General features: G+C 43.8%; 22 protein-coding genes. 6 read left to right on the top strand and 16 right to left on the bottom strand.

The genetic code is table 11. The annotated features are described in order from the left end of the window. Window positions 1-503: 503 nt before the first annotated feature. The 3 genes from O1V65_RS09335 (at window position 504) to O1V65_RS09325 (ending at window position 2,997) form a co-directional block, all read left to right on the top strand. Entirely contained in the window at window positions 504-1,088 is a 585-nt protein-coding gene (locus O1V65_RS09335; protein ID WP_227989912.1) for a hypothetical protein, read from the top strand. A 401-nt stretch (window positions 1,089-1,489) separates the two neighbouring features. Continuing rightward, window positions 1,490-1,984, top strand: coding sequence for a glutathione peroxidase (locus O1V65_RS09330; protein WP_269130451.1), 495 nt, complete (start codon window positions 1,490-1,492; stop codon window positions 1,982-1,984). A gap of 404 nt (window positions 1,985-2,388) precedes the next feature. Beyond that, window positions 2,389-2,997, top strand: coding sequence for a dTMP kinase (locus tag O1V65_RS09325; RefSeq protein WP_026110814.1), 609 nt, complete (start codon window positions 2,389-2,391; stop codon window positions 2,995-2,997). A gap of 157 nt (window positions 2,998-3,154) precedes the next feature. Here O1V65_RS09325 and O1V65_RS09320 read toward each other — a convergent pair whose 3' ends face one another. The 6 genes from O1V65_RS09320 to O1V65_RS09295 all read right to left on the bottom strand — a co-directional run bounded on the left by O1V65_RS09320 (window position 3,155) and on the right by O1V65_RS09295 (window position 9,389). Further along, the gene (locus tag O1V65_RS09320) at window positions 3,155-4,426 is read right to left on the bottom strand and encodes a M20 family metallopeptidase (RefSeq protein ID WP_206023961.1); all 1,272 of its coding nucleotides are present in this window, start codon (window positions 4,424-4,426) and stop codon (window positions 3,155-3,157) included. A gap of 147 nt (window positions 4,427-4,573) precedes the next feature. Further along, entirely contained in the window at window positions 4,574-5,191 is a 618-nt protein-coding gene (locus tag O1V65_RS09315) for a trimeric intracellular cation channel family protein (RefSeq protein ID WP_017494032.1), read from the bottom strand. A gap of 237 nt (window positions 5,192-5,428) precedes the next feature. Continuing rightward, window positions 5,429-6,295, bottom strand: coding sequence for a helix-turn-helix domain-containing protein (locus tag O1V65_RS09310; protein WP_269130450.1), 867 nt, complete (start codon window positions 6,293-6,295; stop codon window positions 5,429-5,431). A 382-nt stretch (window positions 6,296-6,677) separates the two neighbouring features. Further along, entirely contained in the window at window positions 6,678-6,950 is a 273-nt protein-coding gene (locus tag O1V65_RS09305) for a YdgH/BhsA/McbA-like domain containing protein (RefSeq protein ID WP_081601490.1), read from the bottom strand. A 183-nt stretch (window positions 6,951-7,133) separates the two neighbouring features. Continuing rightward, window positions 7,134-7,628, bottom strand: coding sequence for a helix-turn-helix domain-containing protein (locus O1V65_RS09300; protein WP_165429701.1), 495 nt, complete (start codon window positions 7,626-7,628; stop codon window positions 7,134-7,136). Between the two features lie 876 nt (window positions 7,629-8,504). Beyond that, window positions 8,505-9,389 carry a hypothetical protein gene (locus tag O1V65_RS09295; protein WP_269130449.1) on the bottom strand — a complete coding sequence of 295 codons (885 nt, stop codon included), beginning with the start codon at window positions 9,387-9,389 and terminating at the stop codon, window positions 8,505-8,507. An 890-nt stretch (window positions 9,390-10,279) separates the two neighbouring features. Between O1V65_RS09295 and O1V65_RS09290 the strand changes: the two genes are divergently transcribed. Beyond that, a complete protein-coding gene (locus O1V65_RS09290) occupies window positions 10,280-10,978 on the top strand; it encodes a S24 family peptidase (RefSeq protein WP_269130448.1) in 699 nt (232 codons plus the stop codon). A gap of 101 nt (window positions 10,979-11,079) precedes the next feature. Here the strand turns inward: O1V65_RS09290 and O1V65_RS09285 are convergent, their stop codons facing one another. Then, window positions 11,080-11,331, bottom strand: a complete 252-nt coding sequence (locus tag O1V65_RS09285; protein WP_017494528.1) for a biofilm development regulator YmgB/AriR family protein — start codon at window positions 11,329-11,331, stop codon at window positions 11,080-11,082. A 641-nt stretch (window positions 11,332-11,972) separates the two neighbouring features. Here O1V65_RS09285 and O1V65_RS09280 point away from each other — a divergent pair. Then, the gene (locus O1V65_RS09280) at window positions 11,973-13,190 is read left to right on the top strand and encodes a diguanylate phosphodiesterase (RefSeq protein ID WP_269130447.1); all 1,218 of its coding nucleotides are present in this window, start codon (window positions 11,973-11,975) and stop codon (window positions 13,188-13,190) included. 24 nt (window positions 13,191-13,214) lie between these two features. Here the strand turns inward: O1V65_RS09280 and O1V65_RS09275 are convergent, their stop codons facing one another. The 6 genes from O1V65_RS09275 to O1V65_RS09250 all read right to left on the bottom strand — a co-directional run bounded on the left by O1V65_RS09275 (window position 13,215) and on the right by O1V65_RS09250 (window position 19,102). Then, the gene (locus O1V65_RS09275) at window positions 13,215-13,604 is read right to left on the bottom strand and encodes a biofilm development regulator YmgB/AriR family protein (protein WP_192503606.1); all 390 of its coding nucleotides are present in this window, start codon (window positions 13,602-13,604) and stop codon (window positions 13,215-13,217) included. Beyond that, window positions 13,585-13,884 carry a hypothetical protein gene (locus O1V65_RS09270; protein ID WP_017494422.1) on the bottom strand — a complete coding sequence of 100 codons (300 nt, stop codon included), beginning with the start codon at window positions 13,882-13,884 and terminating at the stop codon, window positions 13,585-13,587. Before O1V65_RS09270 ends, O1V65_RS09275 begins: the two co-directional genes overlap by 20 nt. Window positions 13,885-13,973: 89 nt before the next feature. Next, on the bottom strand, window positions 13,974-14,216 hold the full coding sequence (gene ycgZ / locus O1V65_RS09265) for a regulatory protein YcgZ (RefSeq protein WP_017494421.1): 243 nt from the start codon (window positions 14,214-14,216) through the stop codon (window positions 13,974-13,976). A 192-nt stretch (window positions 14,217-14,408) separates the two neighbouring features. Continuing rightward, on the bottom strand, window positions 14,409-16,052 hold the full coding sequence (locus tag O1V65_RS09260) for a carbohydrate porin (RefSeq protein WP_269130446.1): 1,644 nt from the start codon (window positions 16,050-16,052) through the stop codon (window positions 14,409-14,411). 45 nt (window positions 16,053-16,097) lie between these two features. Continuing rightward, window positions 16,098-17,489, bottom strand: a complete 1,392-nt coding sequence (locus O1V65_RS09255; RefSeq protein ID WP_051040102.1) for an MFS transporter — start codon at window positions 17,487-17,489, stop codon at window positions 16,098-16,100. A gap of 35 nt (window positions 17,490-17,524) precedes the next feature. Next, the gene (locus O1V65_RS09250) at window positions 17,525-19,102 is read right to left on the bottom strand and encodes an alpha-L-rhamnosidase-related protein (protein WP_269130445.1); all 1,578 of its coding nucleotides are present in this window, start codon (window positions 19,100-19,102) and stop codon (window positions 17,525-17,527) included. 215 nt (window positions 19,103-19,317) lie between these two features. Here O1V65_RS09250 and O1V65_RS09245 point away from each other — a divergent pair, with 215 nt between their 5' ends. Beyond that, window positions 19,318-20,148, top strand: a complete 831-nt coding sequence (locus O1V65_RS09245; RefSeq protein ID WP_026110839.1) for a helix-turn-helix domain-containing protein — start codon at window positions 19,318-19,320, stop codon at window positions 20,146-20,148. An 8-nt stretch (window positions 20,149-20,156) separates the two neighbouring features. Here O1V65_RS09245 and O1V65_RS09240 read toward each other — a convergent pair whose 3' ends face one another. The 3 genes from O1V65_RS09240 to O1V65_RS09230 form a co-directional block, all read right to left on the bottom strand. After that, the gene (locus O1V65_RS09240) at window positions 20,157-20,834 is read right to left on the bottom strand and encodes an SDR family oxidoreductase (protein ID WP_165429695.1); all 678 of its coding nucleotides are present in this window, start codon (window positions 20,832-20,834) and stop codon (window positions 20,157-20,159) included. A 133-nt stretch (window positions 20,835-20,967) separates the two neighbouring features. Beyond that, window positions 20,968-21,651 (bottom strand): oligogalacturonate-specific porin KdgM family protein, encoded by a 684-nt coding sequence (locus O1V65_RS09235; RefSeq protein ID WP_227989918.1) that lies wholly within the window; start codon window positions 21,649-21,651, stop codon window positions 20,968-20,970. A 429-nt stretch (window positions 21,652-22,080) separates the two neighbouring features. Beyond that, window positions 22,081-22,593, bottom strand: coding sequence for a hypothetical protein (locus O1V65_RS09230; RefSeq protein WP_038328623.1), 513 nt, complete (start codon window positions 22,591-22,593; stop codon window positions 22,081-22,083). Window positions 22,594-23,199: the final 606 nt, after the last annotated feature.

Here is a 23,199-nt window from a genome sequence, read left to right as displayed (position 1 = left end):
CTGGAACAGTAGCGGTTTCGAATTCAGCCATTATCAGCCATTAATATAAATGTTGTGTTCACGCTTATCAGCAGGGGTTATCCCTTCCAGCACTGGCCATTCCGTCCTGTCGTCCATATCAAAATCACGGTGTTCTGTTTCCAGCATGATGAGATCAGCTTTTTATGACCTCGGCGTTTATATCTAACGGCAGGCGGTACTTCGAGCGAATGACGTTATCGAGACGCTGCTGGCTTAGACGGTAAATAAGGACGCTCTTGAACAATGGACTATTCACGTTTAAGTCTCCTGGGGGGATTAAGCGCGATGTTAATTCTTTTTATTTGGTCTTATTTTTTTTACAATATAACTCTTATTAATTAGGATTTTGCTTGATGGTATGCGTCTGCATGCTAAGGTATTTACGACCGCAAGATCTAAAGCTTTTAATTTATTTTCTCGTGGTATAGCATGCTTTATTATTAAATATGCTTAACATGAAACCTATGAGGTAAGGATAGAAAATGAAAAAATCACCTAATAATAAAAATCGCAATTGGAAAAATAAGTTAATTACTACAAGTATTTTTGCCGTGCTAATTTCTGGTTGGTCTGGCTCTATATTTGCCGATGAAGCAAAGGTTAATAATAGTCATTGGTCGCAAGGAGAAAAAGAGTCCTATTCAGAATTCTCCTGCCCCACTGATAATTTCATGGTCGGTCGTGCACATAGTGGGGATGAAAATGGTAATACTAGTTATAAATGCGGAAACTTAGTGCAAAATGGGGGGACTATTACTAGCAAAAATAAACAATGGTCATCTTCAATTAAGGAGTCAGATGGAACCGCTTATCGTTGCCCGCAAGAAAAAGTAATGATTGGCCGTAAACACACAGGTGACGAAAATGGGACTACCTCCTACGAATGCGGAACACCGATTAATAAAAATGGTGAAATCCTCAGCATAATTATAGGTAATTGGTCCGATGCAGTTAAAGAAAGCAGTAGTAAATTTGAATGCCCAGATAATTCGGTCATGATTGGTCGCAGGCATGCAGGGGATGAAAACGGACGCACGGAATATCTGTGTGGCAAACTTGCTAATTAAGTTTAAGCCTCCCTTTTTTAACTACTGTCAGGTTCTTCATAGGGAATTTTCCCTGCCCATCGTCAAACATTCAAGTTTGTCGTCTGGAATAGAACCAGACTCTATGCTTTGCTCGTCAGTGCATTTCGCGTTCTCTGGCGTGACATCCTCAGTTGGCTTATGAAGGCATTACTCACATCGGGGTATACTTAATCAATGGGCAAAAGTCGCCAGTTTGTTGTGCTTTTTGTTAGACTTTTACACAGGTATATCACACGATTTAATCACTTAAAAACAGCAGAGGAACTCGTCTATGAAGAGCCTCTATCAGGCTAAGGCCTCCACTACCGCCGTCTGCCCATACAGCTATGCGCTGCGTGGCAATGTCGACGTCGAACAGGTTCTGCTCTGAGGATCACGACATGTCCCCCTTTCATCAACTTAATGCCATCAGCCTGCGTGGCCAGCCCCTCTCTATGGCCGACTACGCTGGCAAGCTGGTTCTGGTGGTTAATACCGCCAGCCATTGTGGGTTCACGCGACAATACGCAGGCCTTGAAGCGCTCTACAGGAAGTACGCAGCCCAGGGCCTGGTGGTACTGGGTTTCCCATGCAACCAGTTCGGTAAGCAAGAACCCGGCGGTGCCGACGAAATCGCGCAAACCTGTTACATCAACTACGGTGTGAGTTTCCCGATGTTCGAAAAAGTGGAGGTCAACGGAGCCGCAACGCACCCGCTGTTTCGTTACCTTAAGGATGAATTGCCCGGCGTGCTGGGCGGGCGGATAAAATGGAACTTCACTAAGTTTCTGATCGGACGCGACGGCAAACCGCTCAAGCGTTTTGCACCGATCTCTACCCCTGAAAAAATGGAAGCCGCAATCATTACTGCACTCGAAAGCAAAGTGTCCCTGTAATCCGAACCTTTCATCTTTAAAGAGTGTTCGACACACTGATTGTCTCCGTGGGGTTAACGTCTGTTCTTCGCTCACAACTGCCCATCAACGCCTGCCTGCCTAAAAAAAAGCTTAAGGTGGGATGTTTGCCGTTTTCTAAACGGATCCCTTAAACTACGCCGCGCAGGTCATAACATAGGAGCAATGACCCTAAACGGCTGTAGTCTTGGATTGTAGACTATGAGTTAAAAACATTGCCAGAATGTTCATCAGTATCTATTTATAAGCGCCCTCAATTCGTTTCGCGCTGATGCGTCAAGCGGCTCCAACGAACGAAGAGGGGGCAGCTGTTCATACGAAGGAATTAAGATGCTTTTGCCAGATTTGAGCTTTACAAAAACCGTATATCAATCGTCATTTGAAGAATGAGCCGTCCACTGTTTGTTTCTCTTGATGGGCCTAAGGGCGCCGGCAAAACCACACTGTTGGAAGCCATTACGAAAGTACTAAGGGCTGACAACAAGAAGGTCATCCGACTTTGCGAGAAAAAAAGCGATCCCTACAGAAGGGAAACAATGCTCCTGGTTAACCAGCTTGCCAGAAATCCTTCCCTGGATTTGGAATGGGAGGTTTGTGCGCGCTTAGCTGATAGTCGTGCCTGGATTTCTCAGCACGTGCTGACTAAACAGCCGCCGGACAGCATTATCTTGATCGATCGTTGGTACCCGTCGGATGCCGCGTTTCGCCGAAGGGTTTCCTTTGCCGAGATTTTACGGCTTAACATCGAACGAAACGTGCAAACGCCAGATCTGCATGTCGGTGTTGTCACTGCGCCGGATATTTCCTGGGCAAGAGCCGCGGCCCGAAAGCGTGGGCTAAGCAGTACTGTGATTCATAAGCTGGAAGATCATGTCGCTTGCACCCAGGCGTTCGAGCGAGAAATTGCAGATCGCGGCTGGTTTTTATGCCGTAATGAAGGAGTTATCGAAGACGCAACGATGCAGGTTATTTCTGAGATCTACAAAGTGATTTGATGCCGCCCAGGCATCCAGCGCTGTCGTAGCCAGCTCGACCTGCTTCAGGGCATTTTGGGTAAATCATCACTTTTCATCAGCATTAAATTAATACTCGATGGCTTCAATTTAAGGCGTGAAGCCATCGAAAGTTTTTACTTTAATAAACACAACCTCTTTACGCCTTCTCAAGCCACGTCAATGCGCCAACTAATATCGTCTCTAATCCCGTTTGCAATGTCGGATGAATTTGCGGGCTGAACTTAGATGAATGGTTAGAAGGGATTTGGTTAATGTCGCCACTTGCAACGGCTTTTTGCCATGCTGATTTTTCTGTGCATCCTACAAACCAAAATACATACGGAACCTTCCACTCTCTGCCAAAGACACTAAAATCCTCGCTGGCTGCTGCCGGTGCGGTTTCATAGGTTCTTTCTGCAAAATGGTCTTTGAAAGCAGCTGCAAGAGTAGCCGTAGCGTTGATATCATTTTCTGTGACAGGGTAACTGTCAATCGTGGTAAATTTTGGTGGATGATCAGTATTTGAAGCCTGACATTCGGCACAGCAGATTCTGTGTACAGCATCGATCATTCGACGACGTACATTGTCATCATAAGTTCGCATATTCAGTTTGATTACTGCATCGTCGGGAATAATGTTCTCTTTTGTACCGGCTTGCAGGGCGCCGACGGTGAGCACGCCGCTTTCGAGTGGAGAGAGCTCTCGAGATACAATCGTTTGAAGTCGCATAACCGTAGAGGCAGCGATGATGACCGGGTCAATCGCATTTTGGGGCATTGAACCATGAGCTCCTCGGCCATACATTTTGATGTGCATACTGTCGCCGGCTGATAAAATCGCCCCGGCGCGATATCCCACAGTTCCAGCTTCTCCAACCATAACGTGTTGACCCAGGATGATATCTGGTTTGGGAAAACGTTCTTTCATTCCATCATCAATCATGGCTTTTGCACCGGCACCAATCTCTTCGCCTGGCTGAAATACCACCATCAAAGTCCCGCGCCATAAGTCACGATGAGAGGCCAGAAGCTCTGCCGCTCCCATAAGCCAGGTTACATGGAGGTCATGGCCGCACATGTGAGAAATGTCTACCGTTTCACCATCGGCAGTCTTACCCTTTTTATCACTGGCGTAGGGCAGGCCTGTTTTCTCTGCCATCGGTAGAGCATCCATGTCTGCTCGTAGCATAACGGTAGGGCCCTCACCATTTTTCAGCAAGCCCACAACACCCGTAACCCCGACTTGCTCATGAACTTCATATCCAAATTTTTTAATCAACGTTGCCGCAATCTTGGCAGTGCGAACCTCTTGCATTGAAAGCTCGGGATTAGCATGAAAATCTTTATAAACTTCTTCAAGTGAGGGCAATAATTTAATGATGTCATTAGACATTCTTGATAACACTTGATTTCTAGGTAACGTATCCATAGATTCTCCGATTATAGTGATGTTTCTTTTAAATAAGTTAATTTAATAAGGGTGACAAGATCGCAATTATAAAAAAATAAGCAAAAAAATATAAAGCCAAAAATGTGTGAGGTTAAAAAAGCGTTGGCTGATTTTTATTTCAGAGTATTAAGTATTGGTTTTAATTGCCGGTAGATTCCATTTGTATTTAAGGGATAGCATTCTAATCAGTGTGCAAAGTGCTATTGCAAGCCAGGGGCTTACACGTGGATTAATGATATGCACCTCACCAAACAACTGCACCGCCGCACCAAGTAGAGCTGCAGAGGCATATATTTCTTTAGTTAACACCACTGGCACCCGGCCAAGAAGGATATCCCTAATAAGGCCTCCGCCTACAGCTGTAACGATCCCTAATAAAATTGCCAGCTCAATATTATGAATATGTTGATAAACTTTGTGAGCACCAAATGCAGAGAAAAATCCCAACCCTACAGCATCAAAAAAAAGCGTCGGTTGCGTAAACTTGAGTAAGAAATTTTGAAACCCGGCGCATAAAATTACAGCAAAAAAAATAACACCAATATATTCAATGTTTATCAGGCCCGCAGGCGGTGTTGAACCAATACACAGGTCACGGATAACTCCACCTCCGCATGCTGTGACAAAAGCCGCAACAAAAACACCAAATATATCAAGCTGGCGGTTTATTGCCGCTAATGCCCCACTGATAGCAAAGACAAATGTACCTATCAGGTCAATTGCCAAAAATAGATCAGCTTCCACCCTTTACTCCTTTTAAACATTCTAAATTCTTTCAACAAAGCTTAGCACCGTTGGAGAAAGCATGACAATTACTGAGGGCTCTTTAACATGAAAACCACACGCAATGATACAACTTTGTTTTTTTTTATTATTAACTTTCAATGGGTTAAGTTATGACTGACCTGGTTTTGACAGTAAATTACAAGAGTGAAATTTGGGAGGCCAACTTGAAATGCAACATTATGGTTTTTAGATTTTTTATAAGATAGGGATGAAATACCAAAGGCTTATCATTCCTGATTTCTTAATTTTTTTTGATTGTCTTTGATACATTTCAACATCAATACCTTTTCTTCTGATGATGTGCTGAGCAGGTAAATAAGCGGTGTAGATTTTATAAATGAAGTCCTTCATGCCTTCACTCGAACCAACATACTCGAACTTCGCATATTTTCCGCCGCTAACATTAATAATACTCTCAGATTTAGTGTTAGCACTATTTTCGCTTATCAAACTTGCAGCTGTATATTTAATTCTGTAGTTAATTTTATCGCCACTTGATACATAATCGACCAAACCAATAATAATATTGTTAGTGGATTTGGCGGTTTTTCTTTCAAGCAGGGATTCGCGTATTGAAAAATCGAACTTTGTTTCTTCTTCAACTTTACATGAAAGCTCATATCCAATACCTACAACATTAATACTTTTTAGATCTAAAATTTGAGGTGTAGGCATGAGTTCCCTCATATTGTGATAAGGTCCACAGAATCCCCTGATATCCCAGGTGTCTGATAGCCTAAAAGCATTTGGAGTTTTACTAAACTGGGATTTAAAAGCTCGCGAAAATGCCTGAGTAGATGTGAAGCAAAGTTCATTAGCAATATCGACAATTCGTGTCTGAGTTAACATTAACAAAACCGCAGACCGAGATAATCTGCGCAATTTACAATATTCACCCAAGGACAAACCAGTATATTCTTTGAGGATTCGATGAAGATACCATTTAGTATATCCAGATCTATTGGCAAGCAGATCAAGGGATAACGGTTTATCTAGATTTCCTTCTATCCAAACTAGCATTTCATTAAAGACTCTATTTCGTAAGCTCTGATCTGTATTCATAATATTTACGATGCCAATTCATATTTATTTACAAGTTGATACTACATGATGATACTGCGTCTCGAAAGATTTTTCACTTTGTTTACGGGAGACGATATGTAATCAATTATAATTTTTTTCATTTTAAATATTTTACTCGTATTAGATGAAGTAACCCATTCCCTATTGCTCATTAAACCAGAATGTGTGGTCATCTCTTCGCTCATGGCAGACGGAAAATATTCACTCCTGCCAGATATGAGCCAAAAGCAGACATTAGAATCATTAGCGCGTTGTTATAATGAGTGGCAGGTCAGCAATAAAATGTCATAAAACATAAAGCCACCCGCAGGTGGCTGGATTCTTACTGAGACAATATTACTGTGCAGCGGCGACCAAGTGGTCAGTTTTTGGAAAATATATCAGCTTTAATTACGCTATTTGACCCATTTCCAATAGACCCGGATGATGTAATAACATAAAAGTCAGCATTTTTTGAATCTGCTTTGCGGGAAATTTCACTGTCATAAATATTCCCCATATTTTGTATCACACTAATACTTCCCATGCTTTTCAAACCCGTTGATTCATCTTTGCTAATTTCTGCTGCTGCAAAAGATGTTGAGCTGATTGTCAGTAAAGCTACTGCGACTGCCACAAACCGTACAGATTTCATTTTTGAAAATACCACGATGATTAACTATGATTTTGTGCAATGATTGCGGGTTGATCATAGGCCTCTGTATAAAAGCAATCAACGATTTTCCTATCGTAAAATTAACACTTATGGCTCTTTCTTTCATTCAAGTCGCTAGTGTGGTTATTTTTATAAAGTATTAACCCATTGAAGACTATTGGGTTAATAAAAATTCAAAGGAGTAAAGTCACAGGGGCTGGCTCGAATTTTAGAACAGGGTAAGCTTAGTAAATTGAATGAGTTCAACCCTGAAGTCAGTGACAATTGAATGTACTCAGGGGAGGGGGGAATATCACCCTCTAAGTAAAGAGCGGGTAAAATTCCGTGGACTATCCATTTTTTTTGGCGTCGATAGACTCCGGGGGACATTTTAAAACGGCGCTTAAAGGCTCTGGAAAAGGATTGAGGAGAGTCAAAGCAATACTTTGCAGCAATATCAATCATACTATTATTGGTTAATCTTAATTCTATTGCTACTCTAGATAAACGGCGATAGCGCACATAGGTACCCAGGGTAATTTGAGTTCTTTCTTTGAATGCCCTTTGTAAATGCCATTTAGAATATCCAGATTTTTCCGCGATATCGTCAAGTGGCAAGGGGTCTTCAAGATGACATTCAACCCAAGCCACAATATCGCGTATTATGTTACTGTTCACTTAGCCCTCCATTAGGGATAAAGATTTTATGATAGCGAAATAATTTAACGAAAATAGTCATGCTAAAGAGCAAGTGATATAGCGCCTGCTGCTTCGGAGGAAAGAGGAAATAAGAACTGCATATGATAATCCGATAAAGATGCAAAATGCGCGCTTTGAGGTCGAAGATGCAGGTTTAAGCCAGGGAATTATAAATACTGAGGCCGCGCGCCAGACTGGATTTTCAAGCTTTGATCGTGAAGCGATAAATAGTGCTCGAAACACGGCCGGGCTAGTTTTACTCGAAGACAAGCCGGCATTTTTGATAAGCAACATCATTCTCTTAAACAAATCATGTAAATTTTAAAAATAAATTGTATACCCTTGATGGTGGCGTCACCCGGCATTTTTTGTAACTTAATTGCGTGCAATTATGTGTAAATGTAACTAAGTGGTGACTCGTGTTGACCGCAACCCAACATACGGACCGTTATGTTGCAATATTGATACTTCTACCTTTTGATTTTATGCATTTCTCACCGCTGAAATGAGGCTTTGTAGGGGCTGATTAGTGCCTGAGGCAGGGCATTACGAGCACTTATCATCTTTGCGCTTAACCCCGATGTGTCGTCCAAATACGTCATAAATCAGCATCATTACCTTCATTTAGCTCTGTTTTGAACTCCTTGTCACTCTCGCTGAGAGCCACACCATGCTCAGGTGCCCGCTGCAAATAGCGGGATTATTGTCAATCAGGAGCCTGGGGATGAGTATAATTCTGAAGCAGATAATCTAAAATCTTTAGCGGATTACAGCTGAATGACGTGATTTTGAGGCCTGTCTTAGCCAACGCTTAGGCCTCAAAATTCAATAGTTGCGTGTTAACAGCCCGTTCGACTAAATGGTTATCAGACAGCCCAATCGCCAATATTGGCTTTGGCCATTTTTATAAAGTAGGGCTTCATTGTCCCCGAGGTTTTGAATCGTTACCTTCAGCGCTATTTTGCCGTCGCTAATGGTGTGGGAAAAGGTGCCTGTCCTTGAGAAGTATTGCACGTCTTTTTCAAAGGCCTGAGCAAAGGTCACAACCTGCTGATTTTCAGATGCATCAAGTCCCTGAATAGTAATCAGTAAGCGCTCTGAACCGAGACATTTATGTAGTTGAGAGGAAAGTTCATTGACCTTAAAGTCTTGCTTTTGGGCGATACCCAGAAAACCATCAAGTCCCTCAACAAACAACCAATACCAATATCCGCTGTCGGTGATGTAGGTGCTGCTGCGACCCCGAAAACTACCAATCAGCGAGTGATACTGTTTTTTAATCTCATAACTGTTTTGCATATAAAGGTCAGTTTGAAGATTAAAATAGGCTGCCAAAGATTTAACCTCATCAGTCAGTTCTAGATCTCCTTCATTTTGGAAGTCATAGTAAGAGGCAATTTCTTTGTAGACGTTCTCGATCCAGTCGTCCTGTAACGGTAATTTCGTCTCTTCATCAATGAGTTGTTCAATTATGCTGTAGCCGACGAGATGCAATTTTTCATTAAGTGTATTGGGGTCTATTTCAAGAATATCAGCTTTTGCCTGGGTTGCAGTGGAAGCTCGAGGACTGGTAAGAAATTCTTTATATTTCTGCGTTTCACCTTGTAACTTTGTGAGGTTGTAATCTATATCATTCCTCGAATAATTATCATATAGCTGCGAGCGGTAATTATTATAGTATTCAAAAACAATGCGTTGCTTAAACATTGCTAAAGCAATAGTGGTTGCTGAAGTACTCATTGTAAGATCCTTTAACATTAATAAATGTTATAAATTATAGTTAGAGCATGTGATTTGTCGAGTTAACTGGATCTATTATTGCCGACATCGATCCTTACCGGTGTCAGGAAAGTGCCAGCCACAGGCATGAAACCGGTAGGTAGGTTACGCCAGGCACTCCTTAGTAAAATCCTTTACGTAAGTCAGACTCTCGATTCGGCGGCCAGTACATCGATGATAAAATCCATCAACAAAGTCAGGTTCGATTTTTCATCTGCACAGCCTCTGCTAGGGAGCATGTTGATCATGTCGGAGTTCTGTCAGAAACAGGATCTTTAAGTCCTTTAACCCTGCCAACATCAATATTGAAGTCAGTGCGGTCATGATTTTCATGAGATGGCTGCGTTTGTGCTGAGTAATTGCCTTGTTAAGGTCACGCGGGTTATTTATTGTTTCTAACAATGTTAAGGGGGGGATTACGTTCTCGGTTTGATAGATTTACGGCTAAAAAAGTTAATTTATGTGTCTAAGCCAATTCTAATTACCTAATTTTAAACGACGAGTGAACTGATCAGTAAGCGAAACGGTTGCCAGGTGTAAGAAGTGCTTTCATTTATTGCGCCGAAATCTTATGCAAACAGAATGTAAAATAATCAATTAGTTAGTTTTCACTGTTTTCTTTAAAAGTAACGTTCCAATGAGGTCACACCTTTTTTGTTTCCCGGTCTTGATTAAATTAAGCAATGATTTAAAATTATCCAATAATCCTGGGGGCGACAAAAAGTGACTTGGCATAGTCACTATTATCAACTGGGCGAAGTTACGGTTTTTTATTCTGTTGTTAGTTTGTGAATAGTGTTTTTATTTTGAGTAAATCTGTCTTAATTAATACTATTAGGTGGGGGTTGAAAATGGATTCAAAAAAAAGGAACGTTCTGTCTAAGCGTTTTAAAATAGATGGAACTCTTGGAGAGCGACTGCTTGCTCTCAGAAAAACGCGTAAACTGACTCAGCGAGATTTAGCAAAAATCATTAGAGTTTCACACGTGACGATATCTCAATGGGAAAGCGGAGACAGTGAGCCGAGTGGAAGCAACCTCATTGCTCTAAGTTTTGCATTAGAGTGCTCACCGACTGGGCTTATGTATGGTATTGATTTCGATTCTGTTGAAGCCGAGGTACAACCCAATACGCTCTGCATTCGATATCCAGTCCTTACTTCTTTACAGGCAAGCAGGCTGGAAGATCCATTAGATGTTAATGCGCTGAAGGACATCAAACTGTGGTTCGAATCTGACGCACCCTTAGAGGGAGACGGTTTCTGGACCTTGGTCGATAATGATTCTATGACCGCGCCAGTGGGTATCAGTATTCCTGTCGGCACCTATGTGCTATATGACTTCAGTAGAGAAGCGGTCAACGGTGACTTTGTTCTCGCTAAGTTAAATAAATCCGCAAGCATTACTTTTAAACAATTTGTCACGGATGGAGAACATAAATTTCTAAAGGCATTAAACCCTGCCTGGCCGCTGCACCAAATTGATGACGGCTGCGAAATTATTGGCGTTGCCGTTGAGACGAAATTACGGTTCGTTAAAAATAATGATTGAATAAAGCACTCTATTTATAGCTCATTAAAGTGAAGAGTCTTTTTTATCTTAGCCCATTAAATAATGGGCTAGAGAGAGCAGGGTTCGTAATAGAATGCATGTTAAAAATCGTCAGAAGTTCGAGCGACTACAATCTCTAATGCATTTCGGTAAATATCTTTTCGGACTTCATCATCTTCAACTTCAAGCTGTTCAAGCAAAAGCAAAATTATCGCTTTGTTAGTGACTGCGCCTTTTTTCTGGTAAATTGAATAATACGCATCAGAAATTATCTCTTGCTCACTGGTTGATGTAAATTCCGTACTTTCCAGGTATTGAAGAAGTTCAAATTCACTACCGATATTATTCAGCATTTTTTCACCATGAAGTCATTAAATTGAAAATAGTTTCTGCTTAACAGAAAAAATCCCCTGAAGAGAGATGAAATCCTTTGTTCCTTTCAGGGGCGGTGCAAGGCACCTTCGTTACGTTTGTGACTAGAAGGACACACTAAACTTATACAACATATCTATCTTTGTACAACTTTAGATGTAGCAAAAAGTGCTATTTTTTTTAGGTAAAGCTACCATTTTAAATGGCATTAAAGATCAATCAATTGCATGATTTTGTTAGAAAAACCTAACATGAAAAGTAGGGTCTGCAATTTTATATTGTTGTGAAAGTGAGCACCGCCTGAGCTGTAAAGAGGTTGAGCATTTCAGGGTTAGTTTAAATCAGCGCAGAGGCTGCCTGCATTTTAAAGCGAGCCAGGGGTTTTGACACAAAAGCAGGATCTTGAGGCCGTATTCTTTAATTATTAAAAACCTTGGCTTTTAATGAATAGATTAATTTTAACTTCTTAAGAATTTTGTTATTTTTATTTAAAATTCGGGCTTTTATCACACCTGTCTTAAATACAGTTTGATTATTTATTGCATATCTAATAGTGATAATGTCATTTATTATGCATTCTTCGCTTTTAGTTGCTACCTCCAACCTTCACTCGGAACATGTCATGCTTACAACCCTCATCTATCGAAGCCATTTTAATAGCAGTGTGACCTTTTCATCGATGTTTAATATGGTTGCACAGGCGAACGACCACAACAGTAGTGTGGGTGTTACCGGGATCCTTTTGTTCGATGGAACACATTTTTTCCAGCTGCTGGAAGGGCCTGAGGATGCAGTGTTGCAGGTCTACAAAAAAATCTCCCAGGATAAGCGGCATGATAATCTTGTCGAACTGATGCAAGATTTTTCCCCAGGCAGAAAATTCGGCAAGGTGGGTATGGAACTCTTTGATCTTCGCCAACATGATGAAGAGTCAGTTCTTCAGGCGGTACTTGAAAGAGGAACCTCACCTTATAAACTGACGTACGACGATCGCGCTTTACAGTTTATGTGTACTTTCGTTGAGGGGCGTGAAAAGGAAAATTATCTTGAAATACCTTCTAAAGATCACTGGCGTTTTGTCGCCGATAATTCTAATGCTGCCTCTCTAAGCGATAGCGATATTAATGTCACGGAGTACAGTTTTGCGTTTCAGCCGATTATAGATCCACTATCTCAACATATCCTGTCCTATGCGGCCGAAATGCGCACTGTGAATGGCGGCTCGGCATCGTCATATTTTTCTGCAATATCAGATGAAGAAATGTATCAGGTAGACCTTAGGTCTAAGGCGATTGCTTTTCGGCAGGCTAGCAGGTTAGGACTGGGTGAAAAAACGCTTACCGTTAAACTCCTGCCAATGTCGCTTATCGCCATGCCTGATGCGGTGGAATTTCTTCTTAATGAAATTGCGTTAAGTGGCTTGGTTGCGGAACAAGTAGTCATCGCCATCACCGAAAATGGTTTTATCAGCCGAGATGAGGCGTTTATTAAGGCTATCAGGCGTCTTAAGCAGTCGGGAATGCGTTTAGCGATTGATGATTTTGGGGCAGGGTTAGGCGGTTTACTGGTTTTAACACGATTCCAGCCTGAGAAAATCACGATTGATAAAGATATAGTGAGTGATGTTCATCGCCAGGGGCCTAAGCAAGCCATTGTTCAAGCAATAATAAAATTCTGCACTTCCTTAGAGATTTCTGTTATCGCTTCGGGCGTTGAGAAAACGGAAGAATGGATGTGGCTTGAGGCCGCTGGCGTTAATAATTTTCAGGGGCATCTCTTCTCTGAACCCCAGCTTAATCGTTTTCCCACTATCCGCTGGCCTGAAATGAACGATGGGTAAAATAACCCGTCAACCTGTGAACAGTTATTTATCATGACCATCGTTTGAAGATGTCCGCTGCATTGGTGCAGCGGACACACAGTAGAACTTGTCGTCACGTGTTACATCGACAACCCATTCTAAAGCGTTTCGCAGCATCTCCTGCTGCCGGGTATTTCCTGCTTGTTCGATCTGCATGACGAGTCGCAGAATAATATCTTTATGCGTTATAGAGCCACGTGCCGCGATAAGATCCCGAACAATTGCGCCGATCGCTTGTCGTTCACTGACGTATTTATCACTATCGGGTGTGACTTTTTCAACAATATTTCCACCATCACTGGAGTTCTTCGAGCTTTCATGTCCGTGGGGTCTAAATGAGTCTGCATTCAACATCACAGCAGAAGCCTCTGATTCAGTGTTTCTTTTTCCCATCGGTTTGCCCTTCAACGGTAAAGTGGTGGAGAACGTTTTTTGTGTCTCGAACGTCATAATTGCGGTAACTCGTTTGTTGAGTCGAGGAACGGCTATGCCTTATTTCCACAATGTTTCGTTCGCAGGCTTGCTTGATGATTTCGCTGTCAGAACTGTCCGCAATTTCTTGTAGTTGTTTAATCAGTTCAGCCACTGTTACGGGTTTACCTGACCTCAGAAGCCTGAGGACAGCGTCGCCAATAAGAGAGTCATTCAATCGTTCATCGGTAATTTGTTGCATAGTCACTGCTCTGGGTAAATTGTCCTTATTGATTAAAGTCTACGCATGAGGGCAAGAAGCCTGTCAATGCATTAACGACACTCGACACCTTAGCCATTGCGCTCAAGTACCAGGTGGAGAAGCTTCTGGTAGTGTCTTTCTTCTTCTGCACTGGCGGCAAACTCAATACGTTGCAATAGTTTAGAACATAGTGCTTTACGGTTCAGATTTTTTCCTGCCTCCAACAATTCGACCACGATTCTTCCCATGGTGATGTCTTCAGAGAGTTTTTGCGGGTTTGGCAGGGTTGAAATCGGTGTAGACGTCAAAACGCCTTGAGCATCAGTACGCATGATGTTTCTCCATCTATTGATTGATTAATGATCTCATCTAGTTTTTAAAACTTATACAACAATAGGGTTTGTGTACAGGTTTGTTTGCTTAAAAATCATCATACAGTAAATGGAGAAACCGCTATTTCTCTTTATTTAACTGAATTTAAAGGGGTTATGTTGGTTTGGCGTCGTCATCTTTACCGCGCAATCTTAGAACCATATTTCAGACTGTACGCCGAAGCTCCAGTTGCCCCCGGAAGTAAAGCCAGCACTGCCAAAGTCGTCATTGACCGCGTATTTATCTAAATCTTTGCTCCAGTTCATGTAGGTCACGAAGAAACGAATCTCAGGACGAGCCTTGATATCAAATACGTCACCGACCTTGAAGGTCGGGGCGAAGGTCAACTTGTAAAAGTCACCCTTAACCGATTGATAAGCATACTTTACGCTGTCGTTAAGATAAGTCCGTCCGTTGGGGTCGAGGTCCATGTATTGCCATGAAGCCTCATAGAGCAGGGCAAAGTTTTGCGTGATGGCCTGAGAAGCGCGCAGGTTAAAAGTAGCCCAGTCATAGCGGTCACCGTTTCGATAACGGTCCTGACTATGCTGTGCTATCACGGAAGGCGCCAGTTCCCAATTTTTGGAAACTGGGACAATCCCGTAAGAGGCCAAGCGCACCGACCTCGCATCTCTCGTCAGGTCGCCGTCGCTGCCGGGCTGTCGTGTCTCGGCCCCCAATCCACGACCGAATTGAAGTGCGCTTTCGGATACGCCGGGAAGCAGACCGTAGAACCGATTTTTGTCATGATAGGCCAGCATCGCATAGTATCCGCGCTGCGCGGTGTTATCGCTGCGCATTGCATAGCTGCCTGTGCTGGAGGTTTGGTCTTTTAGTTCATCATTGCCCTGAGCCACCATGCCAGTGAGCATGAGCTGCCAGTTGTCGTAAAAGCTGTTGGCAGTGAGGAGAACGTTCTGTACGTCATTATCGTTATAGCGATCGCTGCCCAAATCACCGAAATTTCGCGCATAAATTGAGAAGTCATTTTTGAAATGCGGCGTCCATTGCACGTCATTAATTCCTCCGCCGGTGCCGCCGAGAAACATGATGTCGCTGTCGGTGAAGTGAATATCGAAATTGTCGCGGTCGAAACGCTTACCCGCCCATAAGGTGGCATTCTTTACGGGGCCGCTAAAGCTTGGTAAATCGGTCATCTCCACAAAAACTTGGCGCACGTTTACATGGTGGCTGTCATTATCCTCCACCCAGGGATCGGGGTTACTGGCTCCGTCGGCAAGCTGTGCTTTAAAGCGCGCTTTCGAGCCATCATCAAAGCGTAAATGCTTGATAAAACCTAACTCGACGTAGTTGTCTTTTTCATTCCCCAGGCGACCAACGTGTGCATCTCCACCGATTGAACTGGCTGGTGAAACGCCTGGCCCACCGTGTGCACCGTGGCCGTTGCCATTAATCAACATCCCGGAACGTGCATAACCGCTAAACTCAAAGCCATTGTCCCCGGGGGACGACGCTGAAGAGGCGAGCGCCGTGGCGTCGACCTTTTTCTCTGTTTGCACCGTCTTTTGCTCCACCGACGTGGTGCGATTCTCTAGCTGCTGGACGCGGTTTTCTGCTATCCGTGCACGTTCATCTGCATCTCGAACCTGTTGCTCTGCTCGCGTGGCACGAATTTTGGCCTGTTCGGCCTCGTTTTCCGCTCTGTTTAATCGCTGCTCCAGCAGCGTCAGGCGCTGTTCAATCGTTAAGGTATTTTTTGCAGCCAAGCTTATTGCTGGAGATGCCATGCCAATAAAAAGGCATGACATCCCTGCGTAAATATTATTTAAACGCATAGGGAGCCTTTATTATTTGGTTTTTTATTAAGCTACAATATTAAGTTAAACGGTATTAATGGGGTTTTTCATCGGTGGTGGGGTGAAGTGCTCATTCGCAGAACATTTTCTTTCATCCAGTTCGCGTTTTATTTCCTCATAAGTATCATCGAGACGATAATAACGCCCCATCCATATCATGGATAATAAAATAAGTGCCGCCGGGATGTACAAATAACAGGCCTTGATTGCCAGCAGTGCCTGAGGATTCTGTGCCTGATTCGCCACATATCCTCCGGTAGACAGCAGTATACCGCTTATTGCCCCCGCACCCGCCATAGAGACTTTTCCCAGAAATCCGTTAACGGAGGTCAAAATTCCCGCAGTATTGATCCCCGTTTTCCATTCACCATAATCCACCGGATCGGCCTGCATGGAAAAATAGATAGCCGTGCGCTGACCGGCACCCATCGATAATATTATTGCACCGGTTAACAAGCCTAAAATATGGGTGCCGGAAACTATCATTATCAGCATGCCTGCAAGATTAACGGTACTGGCGAACAAATAGACCTGACGCTTTTTCATTCTTGCTGCCATAAACGGGACGGTTAATGTGCCCAGTAATGGGACGAAGGTCGATATTCCCGCAGCTATTGCCGTAATGGTGGTATTACAAACATAATAATTAAAGAAATAGACCAGTGCTCCTGTCTGGAAAAAGAATGCACCCCACATCAGAAAGATATTAACCGCGAATACAAACCAGGGGCGATTATGACGCAAACTGGTCCACGCCCGACGCAAGGTCATTTTTTCACTCTGCTGGTTGATAGCCTCTTTTACATTAGCGAAACTCAGCAGGAGGAAGAAAATGGCAATACTGCCAAAAATTAGCGCGGTATAAAGAAACCCTGTTTGCTGATTGCCATGGCCCAATGAATGTACCAACGGAAGTGTGGCAACGGCCACGACCGTCGACCCTACCGAGCCCATCACTATCCTGACTGCCGAAAGCGTGGTGCGCTCCGTCGAGTCATTGGTAATAAAAGGCAGCATGGCGCAGAAGGGAATATTCACCAGCGTATAGAGGAATGATAAACAGAGATAGGTGAGAAAGGCGTACCACAGCTTGCCTGCCAGCCCAAAGTCCGGCACGTAAAAGGCCATCATGCACAACAGGCCGAAAGGCACCGCGCCAATAAGTAGATAAGGGCGGCAGCGACCCCATCTTGTGTGCGTATTATCAATGACCAGCCCCATCAGCACGTCGGCGACGCCATCAACCAGGCGGGTGACTAAAAACATTAAGCCAGCATAATAGGCGGGTAGGCCCATTATGTCGGTATAAAAAAACATCAGATAGAGCGATATTAACTGCCACACCAGGTTACAGGACAGATCGGCAACGCCGTACCCCAGGCGCTGCCGCCATAGGGAATAAGTTGTATTTTGCATCATGTTTTCTCTGTAGGGTAAAGCGTTATAGTTATTTAAAGTTGGTATTTACGAATAAAATAAGCCGGGGTACAGCTCCAGGCGTGGCAATAGCTGTTTATTAATTTGCTGCCATAGGGTGAGAATTCAGGGTGACTTGGGTCATAAAGTTCCCAAAAAGTATCGGCTCCGTTTTTGACCATGCTGCCCCAATATTTTTTTATTTCCTCTATGGCACACTCTTTCTGCCCGACGCTGAGTAATGCATCAATAAAGTGGTGCATCATGTAAGGGGTATTCATTTTTATTTCAGGCGGTTCAGCGAGTAATCGACGCATCAGGCTGGCGCGAAATAGCGCATCCCCGACGCCTGCCAGCACTAGCCAAACCTGTGAGGCGTAGGATATTTGCAGTTGTGATCCGCTAGTGAAAAATCCTTTTTCCTCATTCCACAGTTCTTTCATCGCCGCCTTTTTCAGGCGAGTTATTTCGGATACGATTATTTGCTGTGATTGTTTATCCGCCACTCTTTCTGCCAGCCTGAGCGCTTTCTTAAGGCAATAAATAAACACTCCCTGTGAAGGAGCCTGTTTGTTGAGTGATTCATGCCAGTCAATAAATGCCCACCAGTCTTCACTGTCTCGAACAATGCCATTAGATCCTATACGTTCAAGCGCCAATTCAATCTGTCGCCATGCGGTTGGCCATAATTCATGCAACGTCTGAAGGTCGTGGGTGACATCAATATAATCTTCGAGAGTCGCGACAAAAAACAGCGAGTAATCTAATAAAAAAGTGTCGTCAGCAATAATGTCCGGCTTCATAAACAGGTTGGCCGAAACAAGGCCGTCCTCTCTTGTGACGGCGGCGAATAAATACAGGCACCTTTTCACTAAATCATTTTGCCCGAAGGTTTGATAGTTAACCAAAGCCTGTAATCTTAAGTCGCCAAGCCAAAGGCGTCGGTCGCGTTTAGGACCGTCTTCAAAGACTTCCTGCATACAGTTTTTCAGCGTTAACAGGCTGACTCTGTCTATTTTCTCGAGCAGAGGACAGCTTGAATGCATTAACATTGCCGGTTCGCTACTGGCGGACGTCACGGTATTGAGGTGTAAATCTCTTAACCGCAGGCTGAATTTTGGCGAGGTCGAGATAACCTGTATTTTGACGTACCGGCAGCAATAACGGCGCGGCAGGCGAACCTCTGCGGGTAATACATCCAGGTAAAGATCTTCCTGTTGCAGCCAACTGCTGCTCAACCAGCCTGTGTAGTTTTCAAAGGACTCTGCGACTTCGACAGGGGTTTCACCAAAGGTGAATTTAAGATGGGCGGGCGCATCGGGCGGACTGCCTACGGCTTCACATCTCAGCCCGAAATAACCCACGCAGTGGGTGCCAAAATCAACGATGATTTCCTCACCCGGCCCCAGCAGCCTTTGTCCCAGGCTGGTGGCTGGCGCTAGCGGCAGGGTTTTCCAGCCAAGAGGCAGGTTCGCGTCGCAAACTGTCTCAACCACATTGAGCGGTTCGACACAGCGGTACTGCAAAGTCGGTAGGAGGCCAGTGGCCGTTGAAAGAAAAGCGTTATTACGTGTAAACCTTAATTCGATATTTTTTTGCATTCCCTGAGACATGCTGATTTCCTGATTGATAATGGTCCGCAAATCAGTCTCTGTGAGTCAAGCCGAGGTCGCTATTCCGAGATTGCCACCGATGAACAGAAATTGGCAGCCACAGTGTGATTACGTCTGAGCCGATCACAATTTTTGAAAACATATTCGCGGCTTGCCGAACATTACTTTACGTTAGCTACCTAATAGATAATCAAATGTGTGAGACGTTTCGAACCATGGAAAGACTGAAAGTCGAAGACTTTTTCCCCTCCTTTACAGAAAAGCTGTCGGTTTATTCGAGCGATCCCGAGGACAATAATAAAGAACACTGCCACGATTTTAATGAGCTGGTGATTGTTGACAGTGGCCACGGGTTGCACGTGATTAATGACCAGCCTGTTTTCATTCAGGAAGGGGACGTCTTTCTTATCCGACAGAACGATTACCATTTTTATGAAGAGCTAGGGACGCTAAAACTCACTAACGTATTGATTAATCCACACAGTGAATTCAAATTCTTGCGGGATACTGACAGCCTTCTGGCAGGCCTTGCTGCGAGTGAATGTTCTCGTTACGGTTGGTTGTTGCCGGAGGTGAAAGAGGAGTGTAGCAAGTTGGTCAGCCAGATGTTTAACGCAGGAGGTAATGATGACAAGCATCTGCGTTCACTGAAACAGGAAGGGCTGTTCTTTCAGCTGATCATGAGTTTACTGAGTCACCCCAAAACCAATTATCGCCATAACACCCAGTACAAACTTCACTGCTTGTTGGCCCACTTGCAGGAGCATTGTCTGGATGAAATTGACTGGGCGGCAATCGCGGATGAATTTCTCCTCACCCAAAGAACGCTGTTCCGCCATATCAAGCAGACCACGGGCATGACACCTGAAAATTACCTCAAGCGTTTGCGACTCGTCTCTGCCAGAGCAAAGCTTAAAAATACCGAAGACTCGATTACAGATGTCGCTTTTACGTGCGGTTTTTCGAACAGTAATCACTTCACAACGACCTATAAGCAGGCCTTCGGCTTAACGCCTACGCAGGAGCGAAGAAGAGTCTCAGGGTAATGTTTTCCCTACCACTGGAGAGTGTGGCCCGAGTAATCAACGTAATGGTGGCCGCCTTTTCCGCTCCAGGCTTCGATCTGTTCAACAATACCCTGGGTGCTTTGCTCTATCGTTAAGGTGGCATTTTGCCCCCCCATATCGGTTTGTACCCAACCAGGATGCACCGAGAGCAGGGTACAATTTTGCGTTTTTGCCGTATCCAACAACCCTCGCGTTAACATATTGAGTGCAGCCTTACTGGCTGCGTATAAAGGATACGTCGCCGAACCGTTCTCGTTTAAGCTGGCTAATTGTGAAGTCATCAGCGCCATTACCCCGGTTTGGGATTTTATCAGCGGCAAAAGTTCTGCGGCGCAGCGCACCGGAGAAAAGGCGTTGGTCATAAAGAGAGCCATCAAGTCTTCATCGCTTGATTGACTAATGTCCTGATGGGCGGGGCCGTAGACTCCGGCATTGATAAAAATCAGGTCGAACTTGTGCGCCGAAAGCTGGCTTTTTAGAGCCTGTCTTTGGTCTTTGTGATTAATATCAACGGTAAGCCACTGAACGTCAGAAGGACTTTTTGATGGAATTTCCCCTCGACAGGTTGCCGCAACCTGCCAGCCACGAGCAGAAAGCTGTTGAACCAGGCCTAAACCTATTCCCCGTGAGGCGCCGATAATCAGAGCTGAAGGTGTAGATGTCATATTTTTTCCTTATAGTCAGGGCGGGAGACGTTGTGTGGAGGGCATTTACATGCCAGCACAATGTCGACGAAGTTATAACCGCATAATATTCATATCAATGCTTGAGCTGCTTTGGGCCGTTTTCTGTGCTTTTTTAAAAGCGATAATTGACACCCACGCTGAACTGCGTCTGACGACGAGAACTTTCGTCATCCACTGATTCATTCATCGCTTCAACATAGGGCGTGAGATGGCGGGTCGCCTGATAGCCAATTTTAACTTTATATTCATAGTCATGAGGCTGGTTGTTATAAAGGTCTACATTGCTGTGATAATAGACCAAAGCATAGGCTAGCGTGAAATTGCCGAATTTCTGAGCAATCTTGCCCTCATACTTGTTGGTAAGTTTAGTCGACTTGTTACCCCGGTGGATTATCTCTCGGCGGTATTGCGCCGAAAGCCTGGTGTGTTCAAAGAGGGAGTACTTCAGTTTTAGCGAGGGTTTGTACTTATCTTTATTCTCTTCTTTCGCCCATTCCATGCCCGGCACGACTTTCAGACGGTCTGTGACATGAAAAGTGTCGTCGGTTTTAAACTCCTTCTCATCGAGTCTGGCATGGGTAAAGGCCTTTCCCGAACTGCCATCTGCTTGTTCTTGCGGGTGAAACTTTGCCTTGGCACCTATGCCTATCCCCGACTCAAAATCATGGTCTATTTCAAATTCATCCGTGTGCTGATGCGTGACGTCTTCATATTTATGAACGTAGTCCAGTTCCAGAGCGTGCGCGTTGTCAGTCAATCCAAACAGTAAAGCTGAAAAAATAAAAACCCTTTTCATCCGTGATTTCCTATCCTGAAAACAAAAGGGAGCAAAGTAATCACAGCAGATGAATTTTTAATGACGGGAAAACTTATTTTTTATGATTTAACGTTTTCTTTGCAGTGCGCTCATAACAATTTGCTTACGGGAAACTGACATAAGTTACAAGATGTAAGTGAGCGTAAATAAAAATCCAATTTTCACAAAGTCACCGAGCGAGACAACGTCACTGGCAGTGCGCAAAAATTGTTGTCGCCCGTGAGAGCTGAGTCTGACTATCTGAGTGGGAAGCAAATCAAACAGCGGGGAAGGGGATCGCGGGAGGCACATCGTATGTGGCAAACGTCGTTACCGCCATCCTGGCAACAACGAAATCAGGCAGCGTTGTGCGTGAACAACGCTGCCTGTAAGAGGGAGTTTAAAGCTAACTCGCAGGATAACGCTGGGCTACCAGGCGACGCGGTTTTTTTCAACGCTTAATTGCTTATAACGCTGATAGATAATGTATGAGCGAAGGGTGAAGAACCCGACGACACTGCCTGAAGAAACAGCCAGCAGCATAATCAGTGCAGCGCTGAGGTGATGAGTCGAGGACGTTGCCTGGCTATAGCCAATATAATAACGAAGAGGGAAGTATATTAAGAAGATGATAATAATTGAATAGGTGCCTGGCACAGTGATAGTGCCTTCTTTGCGCCCGAGACGATAAACTCGCGGTCCAAAGATTTTATTAGCAACGATCCCCCCAATCACGCATCCAATAACCCACGTTAAACTTGAAGCTAAAATATCGCCTTGCTGTAGCAAAGAAACGAAAGAAAAAATCATAAAGCAGAGTGGTATAAGTAATAAAAGTTTAATACTGACGACTTTTTCAAAACAAAACGTTAAGCAATAACCTGTGACGACGGCTAAAAGTACAAATACCCACGTAGGTGTTCCTGTTACAATTTCTAACATAATAATTCCCATATCAAAGATGCTGTTTATCATCAATTACAGTGTAGAAATTCTTATCGCTAAGGGTGTTTACTGCTGGGTCTTGAATAATGTGAAGTTACCATAATTCAGTAAAGCTTATATATTTTATCCTATCTTAGTGACATTTAAACTACAAGCCTGCCTCTCCCAATCCAGACTTAGAGGTTGCGAAAAAACCGCTATCTTTGTGTGCCGGAGGGGTAAAAAAGCCATCACACTTCGATTTTATCTCTGTAATAAATAATTCTTTTTAGGAACATAATGGTCTCGCAAGGCATTGTCATTATGCTTCGTAGGGTAAAGTCATTGCTAAAACTTATGACGCAAGCGCGTCGGGCAATCCTTAGTACAATGTGAATAAAAATCAAATGTATATCTATTATTTGTCTGTGCGCAAGTTGTCATAAATAACGGGAATGGCGCCAGGGGGAGTGAGTTTTTCTATGCAAAAAATGCAGTTTTGGTCGAAAAGAAATTCAATAAAAATACTGATAATCCCAGCCGTGGCGCGGCCCGTGGCGCATTTTCTCTTATTCGTTAAAGGCATTTCCCCGTATTGTCTAACCCTGCTCGCGAGTGTCTAAA

This window comes from Rouxiella badensis, assembly GCF_026967515.2.
Lineage (GTDB): Bacteria > Pseudomonadota > Gammaproteobacteria > Enterobacterales > Enterobacteriaceae > Rouxiella > Rouxiella badensis.
The sequence above is the reverse complement of the archived record's forward strand: the minus strand, read 5'-3'. Positions and strand labels throughout refer to the sequence as shown.